This is a genomic window from Synechococcus sp. R5-13 (assembly GCF_047462015.1).
In the GTDB taxonomy this organism is placed as follows: Bacteria; Cyanobacteriota; Cyanobacteriia; order Thermostichales; family Thermostichaceae; genus Thermostichus.
On the sequence record NZ_JANSIL010000186.1, the window covers coordinates 1 to 1,838 of the forward strand.

Below are 1,838 nucleotides of genomic sequence, written 5' to 3' on the forward strand. Positions count from 1 at the left end.
CCCAGAGGCTCGTGGTTGGCTTGCTAACTGCAGGGCTACTAAAAGCCCGCTCCGTACCGCCTAGCGGTTGATGTCGGGTAGTTTACGCTCATCCTGACCGGCTTTCTTGGCAGCGACGCCCAAGGACATCTGCTTTGACATGCTCGATAGGACCCCGTCCCGCTGACGCGAAAGGACCCCGTCCCGCTGCCGCAGTGGATCCCAGGGCTTGGAGCCTTGAGGAGAAAGTGGGGCAACTGTTTCTGGTTTATTTTGAGGGAGCTGAGTTTTCCTCCGCTCTCGAGGAGATGATCCGGGACTACCACGTGGGCGGGCTGATCTTCTATTCGATTGCCGGCAACATTCAAACGTTGCCTCAGGTGGCCCAGCTCATTGCCGCGGCTCAGGCACAAGCCCTTGTCCCCCTGTGGATAGCCATTGATCAAGAGGGGGGGCCGGTGGTGCGCCTTACCGAGGGGGTGACGGTGTTCCCCAGCGCCATGGCAGTGGCAGCAGCGGGATCCCTGGCAAAGGCGGAAGCTATGGCCCGTGCGGTGGGAACGGAGCTGAAAAGTTTGGGGTTTAACCTCAACTTTGCCCCTGTTGTGGACGTGAACAGCAACCCCCACAACCCCATCATCGGCATCCGAGCCTTTGGGTCAGACCCGAAACAGGTGACAGATTACGGCCTCGCCCTGTGGCGCGGCTATCGGCAAGCCGGGATCCTCTGTACGCCCAAACATTTTCCCGGCCATGGGGACACCGATATGGATTCCCACCTGGGGTTGCCGCGGGTGGATCGCCCTCTGGAGGCGCTACAGACCACGGAATTGCGCCCGTTTCAGGCTTTGATCCGGGCAGGGGCAGAGGCGATGATGACGGCGCATGTGGTGATGCCGGCTCTGGGATCCGTCGGCGACAGCGGGACGAAGTCCTTGCAACCGGCAACGCTGGCCCCTGAGGTGGTGTCCGGCTGGCTGCGGCAGAAGCTGGGTTTCAAGGGTCTTGTCCTGACGGATTCCCTGACCATGGGGGCCATTGCCCGCACCTACGGCATTCCCGAAGCGGCAGAACTGGCCTTTAGGGCAGGAGCCGATGTGCTGGTGTTTGGGGCAGATCCCGGCTTTACCCCGGCCATCCAAAAAGAAGCTTATGCCCATCTGCTGCGGGAGTTTCGCGCCGGGCGCTTGTCGGTTGAACAGTTGGATCAGTCGGTGGGGCGGATTTTGGCCTTGAAGCGGCGCTACAGGCTGGGATCCCCCTGCCCCCCTTTCCCCCCTGCCGGCTTGGAAAACCACCGGGCACTGGCCCGCCAAATCGCCCAAGACAGCATCACCCTAGTACGGGGATCCCTGCCCCCCTTAGCCCCCGACCCGCTGCTCATTACCCCTGTGCCTCTTCTGGGGGATCTTTTCCAAAATGTCTGGCCCGGTGCTCAGGTTCTCAAGATCAGCCCAGAGCCTACCCCTGAGGATTTGCAAACAACCCTGCAAGGGGCGTCAAGAGCTGACCAAGTGCTGGTGGGATCCCTTGATCTGTTTCGTTACCCGCTTCAGAAGGAGTTGCTGGCGGACTTACTGGGATCCCTTCCGCCGGAAAAGGTGATTGGGTTGGCCTTGGGATCCCCCTACGACGCCTTTGCCCTGCCCCAGATCCCGGTCTATTTGGCCTGCTACGGCACTACCCCCGTCTCTCTACAGGCGTTGCTGCAGGTGTTGTTGGGACAGATCCCGGCCCAGGGTCGCTTGCCGGTTGGATCCCACCCGGAGGGATCCCGGTCGCGTTAGCGGAGCTGATACATTTACGCTGAACACTGCTGAACATCACTGTTCAACTATGCAGCGATAGCATTCTGTTTG

At 60.8% G+C, this 1,838-nt stretch carries 1 protein-coding gene; it reads left to right on the top strand.

Annotated features, from left to right (window positions below; genetic code table 11):
• Window positions 1-227 precede the first annotated feature (227 nt).
• Window positions 228-1,766, top strand: a complete 1,539-nt coding sequence (locus tag NW840_RS13105; RefSeq protein WP_414344733.1) for a glycoside hydrolase family 3 protein — start codon at window positions 228-230, stop codon at window positions 1,764-1,766.
• The last annotated feature ends 72 nt before the right edge of the window (window positions 1,767-1,838 follow it).